Source organism: Pontibacter sp. HJ8, from assembly GCF_054824225.1.
The window spans coordinates 1-6,620 of record NZ_JSYF01000362.1 but is presented as its reverse complement, the minus strand read 5'-3'; the positions used below and the strand labels follow the sequence as shown (position 1 = coordinate 6,620).

7 protein-coding genes are annotated in these 6,620 nt (G+C 42.6%); 3 read left to right on the top strand and 4 right to left on the bottom strand.

Annotated features, from left to right (window positions below; genetic code table 11):
• The 3 genes from OB13_RS15515 to OB13_RS15505 all read left to right on the top strand — a co-directional run.
• Positions 1–389: DUF4259 domain-containing protein (locus tag OB13_RS15515; protein ID WP_461491086.1), on the top strand; the 389-nt coding region annotated here is incomplete at its 5' end.
• The gene (locus OB13_RS15510) at positions 386–958 is read left to right on the top strand and encodes a hypothetical protein (RefSeq protein ID WP_461491085.1); all 573 of its coding nucleotides are present in this window, start codon (positions 386–388) and stop codon (positions 956–958) included. The genes OB13_RS15515 and OB13_RS15510, both read left to right, overlap by 4 nt.
• 75 nt (positions 959–1,033) lie before the next feature.
• A complete protein-coding gene (locus OB13_RS15505) occupies positions 1,034–1,744 on the top strand; it encodes a hypothetical protein (RefSeq protein ID WP_461491084.1) in 711 nt (236 codons plus the stop codon).
• Positions 1,745–2,840: 1,096 nt separating this feature from the next.
• Here OB13_RS15505 and OB13_RS15500 read toward each other — a convergent pair.
• The 4 genes from OB13_RS15500 to OB13_RS15485 all read right to left on the bottom strand — a co-directional run.
• Positions 2,841–3,341: a GNAT family N-acetyltransferase gene (locus OB13_RS15500; RefSeq protein WP_461491083.1), complete on the bottom strand. Its 501-nt coding sequence runs from the start codon at positions 3,339–3,341 to the stop codon at positions 2,841–2,843.
• A gap of 169 nt (positions 3,342–3,510) precedes the next feature.
• Positions 3,511–4,278, bottom strand: a complete 768-nt coding sequence (locus tag OB13_RS15495; protein ID WP_461491082.1) for a class I SAM-dependent methyltransferase — start codon at positions 4,276–4,278, stop codon at positions 3,511–3,513.
• A 170-nt stretch (positions 4,279–4,448) separates the two neighbouring features.
• Positions 4,449–4,793, bottom strand: coding sequence for a 5-carboxymethyl-2-hydroxymuconate Delta-isomerase (locus OB13_RS15490; protein WP_461491081.1), 345 nt, complete (start codon positions 4,791–4,793; stop codon positions 4,449–4,451).
• A 211-nt stretch (positions 4,794–5,004) separates the two neighbouring features.
• On the bottom strand, positions 5,005–6,620 hold a 1,616-nt coding region (locus OB13_RS15485; RefSeq protein ID WP_461491080.1), incomplete at its 5' end, for a serine hydrolase.

Below are 6,620 nucleotides of genomic sequence, written 5' to 3'. Positions count from 1 at the left end.
TTGATTTTATGGCTGACGTGGAAGCCTCAAATAATCCGAAACAGGTTTTGAGCCGTGCTCTTGACACAGCGATTGCATCTGACTATCTGGAGGCTGATGAGGGGAGCCATGTAATAGTCACGGCGGCTTATGTGGACAGACAACTTCACGGCACCAGGTTCTCGTCGGCTGATCAGCAGGAGCCATTGGATGTAGATACTTTTCCGGACAGACATCCTGATCTGGATCTCTCAGATCTGAGGGAAAAAGCGGTGCAGGCGCTATCCAAAGTTTTAGGAGAAGATTCTGAGTTGAAGGAGCTCTGGGAAGAGACCGAGGAAGACTATGCTGCCTGGCGTGAAGGTATAGAGCAGCTTATGGGTCGACTGAGCCAGAAAGCTTCGTCATGAGCAAAACCCTCCAGTGGCTGCTCTTCCTGATTCTTGTGTCCTGTACTACTCCGTCACATGAAAGGGAAAAAATGAATGCTGATCCGGAGGAGTCCGCCATGCCAGTAGCCGCTTCTGCTGTTTCTTCAACTACGCCTATGCTTTGCACAAGCGAGATGGAAAGCAGTTATGGAGAAGAAACGGCAACATTCTATATTGTCATAGCAGATACGGGCAGTAGCTATCAGCAGCTTCATAGTAAAATGTTCGCGATGAATGGGGTATTTAAGATTCCCATAGACACAATGGGACGTAGCTATGATGCCGCTAAAGATCTCATTGCCTTGCCTGAAGATGATGAAGATGAAGTATTTGCCGGTGATTACTACCCCAGACGATTTCCTTCCCAAACCCTCAGCCTGGAATACCTAAGTCTTTATCAGCAAAAGGCGACAGAGAAGACCATGGCGCTTGTAGCAGGAATTTATGAGAGCAGAAATACGGCAGACAGTGCTCTGACTGTGCTTGAGCAGTTTGACAAGAAAGCTTTTATGGTGGAGACGGACATGTACATTGGCTGTATTCATTGACAGGAATAAAGCATTTAGCAGAAAGCAGACCCCGTTTATACAAGGTATAAATTCATAAATCACATTCATCCTGCAATGAAAGTATACAGAAACAATCAATCCGGATTCCGGGAAATCCGGCAGAAAGCATTGAAGATATCATTGCCAATTGCGCTGCTGTCCATCCTAACAGGTTTTGGAATCAGTTACTACAATACCGGTGGCAGCGATCTTGGCACGCTTCCTTTTATGCTGCTGGTCGGGGGCGGGGCAGTTGGGTTTGGTATGTTCAAGGGCCTTAACCGGCAGCGGATTCTGTTTAATAGCTATACCTTGACTATTGACGAAAACTTTCTCCAAAGAGAGCAACTCCATACACCAACCGTCAGGATTGCGAAAGAAGCTATACAGGAGATTGTGCGTTATCCGAACGGAAGCTTTCATGTGAAGGGGATTCAACCTGCAGACATTATCATCATGAGTCACCACCTAGAACCTTATGATGAGATGGTAGCAACGCTTCAGGAATTTGGAAATATAAGAAATGCCGAAATAAAGTCCTTACAGCAGAAGCTGTTGTTGCTTGGCATACCGTTGGGACTTGTTTTGATGGCTATCGTTTACATTTCTACTAATAAGTACCTGGTGTTCTTCTCTGGTACAGCTTTGGTGTCAGGTTTGGCTTGGTCAGTCTATCAGGTGTGGACCAGCAAGAACGTGGACAAAAAAACGAAGAGAAGCATGTGGTGGTCGTTACTTATCATCCTTTCTTTGTTAGGGATTATGTATGTCAAGGTAGCGGCCTGATATACCTTGAAATGCAGTATTGGTTGCTTCTCTGCTTAAAAGTTGCCCACATATCAACCATGTTACTTACTCCCATACCTCCTGCTACAATTCGGGAGCTGTTTTCTTCGCTTTCTTTGATCCAGGCATCCTGTTCGGATTTAATAAATAGGAACTTTTAACTCTTTTATGAGTAAGAATTTCTCTATTGAGGACCTTTCTTTAAATGGTTGCAATAGAAAGATTCAGAACGGCGGCTGCGTAACTGATAATTCGACAGCGGTAAAAGATGCTACATTGTTGTTCTGGCCATTCGATTTGATGCCGTTGCAGAGTTTTTGAATCCGTATGATTCAGAGCTGCAGGGGAAATCACCGTTGATCCATCCAACCCAATTGCTCCGAACGAGAAAGGTCGATGTAAAAGGTAACCGGTGAAACGGAATCAGCAGGTCAGCCAAACACGAAAGTGCTTCCGGGAGAGCAAAGCTTGCCATAGCATAGGGCAGAATGGGGGTGGTGTCTCCGGAACGCCCCATTGAAGACTGTCATCGAAGCTCACGAAATGATTCCTCTTGCACAACTGAGTATTATTCCCGGTGCGCCGCATCTTGTGTTTCTGGTAAACTTCCCGGTAGTATGGGCAAGTATGACGCCTTTCCTGAAGTAGTTATAGTAATTGAAAGAGGGGAGTCACTCTTTACAGCTTTTCCTTATATACAGGGAGTGTGTCAAGAAAGCGAGGATGCAGAAGTGGTGAGATCCTATTGCATTCCCTCTCGTTTGCAACACGCTTGCCCGGGTAAGTATAAGCCTGCACTCCATCTAATCACTATTAAGACACAGGTGCAGGAAAACCACTGGAAGCTACACCGATTCAACCTATTATGCTTTGAATAAAACAGTGCGTATACTGATTAATTTATAAAAAGTCTATTATATTAGCTCTATATTATGCTGAAGCAAATCCTCCAGATCAGTAATGCAGAGAAGACGATTTAATCTCAAGATCGTCAGTTTCATGTAAATCTGAAGCAACCGTTCTCCTAAAACTATCTTAAGAAAATGTTCCCGCCATGTTACCAATCCCGTGCTAGAAGTTGGGGCTTTTCTGCTTGTTATATATTTGTTCTTAACTCATATTCAATTTCGTCATCCCGTAAGTCTGCAATTTTAATAAAATGAAGCCTCTCAAGAAGCTTAATTGCTTTGTCGTTTTGCTTCGTTGTTATAGCCCAAATACGTTGTAGGCCAAGGGTATTTAACCCGAAGTCTATAGCTAATTGCATGGCACTTGTCATGACACCTAATCCCCTGAATTGAGGCAAAAGAACGCAGCCAAGTTCCCCTTCTCCCTTGTCAAGCCCACGATAATAGCCGCAGGTCCCCATGATACTTCTTGTTTGGTTATCTACAATGCCCCAATGAATTGAATTGCCGTCATCATAGTCCTTGTTGATTTTATCCTGCATTTCTAAGGCCTGGTCTGTTGTCGTTGCCTGAATAGCATCGTAAAATGAGATTTCAACGAGGGCTTTCATGTCTGAAAGCAGAATTTGGCGTAACGTGATTTTGTCACCAGAAATAACTGGGAAAATGTCGTAGGGAGGCAGTTTCATTTTGTATGTCTAATGGGTTATCAATACATAATGTTATTGGTTCCAGGCTTAGCGTTTGGGAGGCGGAGACAAGAGGATCGATAAGCACCGAACTTGTGTAGAGGCACTATGTTTCAAGTTTGCACGCCAGCCTGACCAAACGCAAACCCCGTGTTAGCACCACAGGTTGTTAATTTTCTTGTTGCTTTTTAATTGCTCGAGTCGCTAAAAATGATGGAAAATATTCATCTACTTTACTTTCCCCACCCCAGTCGTCTTCATACATAGCTGTCAGTAGAAAGCCAGCATGTAATTGTCCGCCAATTAGGTCGGTCAAGCTGTGCCCAAAAGCTAACGCCTCCTTTTTTTGTTTTAGCTCATCAAGCTTTTTTGTATGTAAAGAATTCAAGTCCGAGAATGGCTGTTTGTAGATTAGATTTAAACCTTCGTCATTTAATTGGAATGAAATAGGATTGATTAAACCAGTCATTAGAATTCCGTCTGGGTTCAGAATTCTGAAACATTCTTCCCAAACAGGTAATACATTATCTACAAAAAGGACTGAACAAGGGTTGAAGATCAGGTCAAAGGAATTGTCAGCAAACACTGAAAGGTCTCTCATGTCTCCTTGAACTGTTTTTATGCCAAGGTTGAACTGGTCACTTAAAATTCTGTCTTGCCCAAGTTGCTTTTCCGAATTATCAAAAATGGTAACGTTGGCACCTAAGGCCGCTAAAACAGGCCCTTGTTGGCCACCACCGGAAGCAAGCCCCAATATTTTCAACCCTTTTAAGTTGGGAAACCAGTCATGTGGAACAGGCTTCTTGGGTGTCAGAACAATAGTCCATTTGCCACTTTTTGCGTTTTCTAATTCCTGTTCCGAAACAGGAATTGTCCAACGGTCCTTTTGGTCCACGTAATTGTCCCAGGCTGATCTATTATGTTTTACAATGTCCATTATTTTGAGGTGTGCTGTTTTACAAGTGGTGCCGGTCTTGTATATGGAATGTAGCGTTTAAGAGTCGTTAATTATTCGGATTTACGTACCTCTCGAAATGCCATTAATAGCAGTGTTTTATACACGTTGTAACCCAGAGTTTTTTTATTCCTTTTAGAGCTTATTCAGTTTTACACCATTGATTTATTGCAATAAGTTGCTTTTTCAAAATCCCTGATATTGATTGAGATGATCGGAACGTTAGGAAACATTAATTTCAATTCAGTAATAATTCTTTCAGAAAGATTCTTTTTCTGAGATACAGTCCGTCCTTCCATGATATTAGCGAAAATGTGGATAAAATCATCTTTAGTATTTCCGATATTATAAAATTCAAAAGGATTGATTCTGACTTTGATATCTCCTATATCAAAAAGGTCAGTTGATGCGGCTGTGTCATACACCTTCTGCATAATATTTTCCGGCGAATTTATTTTTAGGATATTTTCCGAACAGTCAATTACAAAATGAGGCATAAATTTTTATTTAATTTTTGGTTAGAAAGTTAAGTCATATACTGGTAGGTTGTAAGACAAAGCCGCAGTACTGCTATACTTTTTGCGTTGTGTTATTTTTCTTTTTCTATTGAATTATATCTATTAACATCTGCTTCATCTACCGTCTGGGTTCGACAAAGAAATTAAATCACCTCTAACCCTTAGGCTGGGTATGGCTTTGCCTGAGAAATTAGTCCGCAAGCTTTTTACCTGGCATTTTCTGCCCGTTCTGGTGAAGCACCAGACCCGTTACTTCGCCATCTTTTCCGTTCAGGAATTCAAGCTGGACATCCAATGCTTTTAAGAAAAAGCTATACTCACTCGTAGGGAAAATTTCAAATGCCTGCTGACCCGTAGCCTGGGCCTGTATGATTCCATTCTCAAGTTTTACCACGATAGCAAAGTCAGGCGCAAGTTCATACCTGCCGGCTACTTTTTTGAGTTGTGCCTCTGTTAGGGCAACCACTTTCTTTGGGGCAGGGCCTGCCTTATCGGATTTTGTGAAGTATTCTTTTTCACCGTTGAGTGTTCCAAAATACATCCCGACTGCTTTGTTGTTTTCCATTTTAAATGTAGCCTTGGTAAAAGAATCCTTGTAGAGGAATTCATCTTTTGCCACACTCACCATTTTAACAGCAGGGCTACCCGTTCTTTGTGAAAACAGCTTCCCATCTTCAATAAAAATCAACCGGCTGGTATTTCCGTCAACAGGGTATGCCCCTACATATTTCTCTAATTCAGCTGCGGAGAGGGTGATTGTTTTTTCTTCGCTATAAGTACCGGTAGCTATTGCCAGGGCCTTAGATACTACAAATTCAGGTTGCAGTGTCATGTTATTGGTTAACACCACAACAAAGGTATTCTGGTCTGGTGCCATAAGTGCATAAGACATGAAACCGGGAGCAATGCCACCATGCCCGAGGGTTCTTACACCCAGTACCGAACCAGTAGCCCAGCCAAAGCCATAGTTCGTTAGTTTACCATTCGGTAATTTATAGTTGTTGAAGGCTTTAGCCATTGATTTCTGGCCGATGATCTTGCCGTTGAACAAGGCCTTGTTCCACTTGTAAAGATCATCTACAGTAGAGAGTAGTGCGCCAGCAGCGTAGGATTGGGTTACGCTGATGGGCCTGGCCGGTGTATATGTATCGCTATTTTTAACAAATCCTTGCACTGCATTTTCTACTGCTACACCATCTCTGCCATAATAGCTTTTTTTCATGTTTGCTTTAGCCAGGACTTTTTTCTCAATGAAGTCTCCAAACTGCTGGCCAGACACTTTTTCTATGACAGCGCCTAGCAGAATATAGCCTGAGTTGGAATAATTAAAGCTAGTGCCGGGCTCAAAATCCAGTGGCTCATTTTTAAATGTATTGATCATTGCCTCAACAGTCATAACCTTATGCATTCCTAGCGGCCATGACGCATGGGAAGTATAGTTTCTGATGCCAGCTGTGTGATTGAGTAATTGTTCAAGCGTCATTTTTTCCGCATTAGGGAAGTCATGCAGGTACTTGCTTAGGGGATCGGTAATTTTCAGTTTACCTTCTTCTTCAAGCAGCAGGATGGATACCGCCGTGAATTGCTTCGTAATAGACCCAATTTTATAAATGCGGTCAGGAGCACTGAGTATCTTTTGATCAATATCTGCCAATCCATATCCTTTCCGGAGGACTGTATTTCCATTCTGAACGACCAGGACCACACCGCCGGGTTGATCCGCAGGGAAGAAAGTGTTGAAGGAAGCATCCAGCTGCTTAACGATAGATTGATTGCTGGCATTTATCTTCTGAGAGAACGACTCCT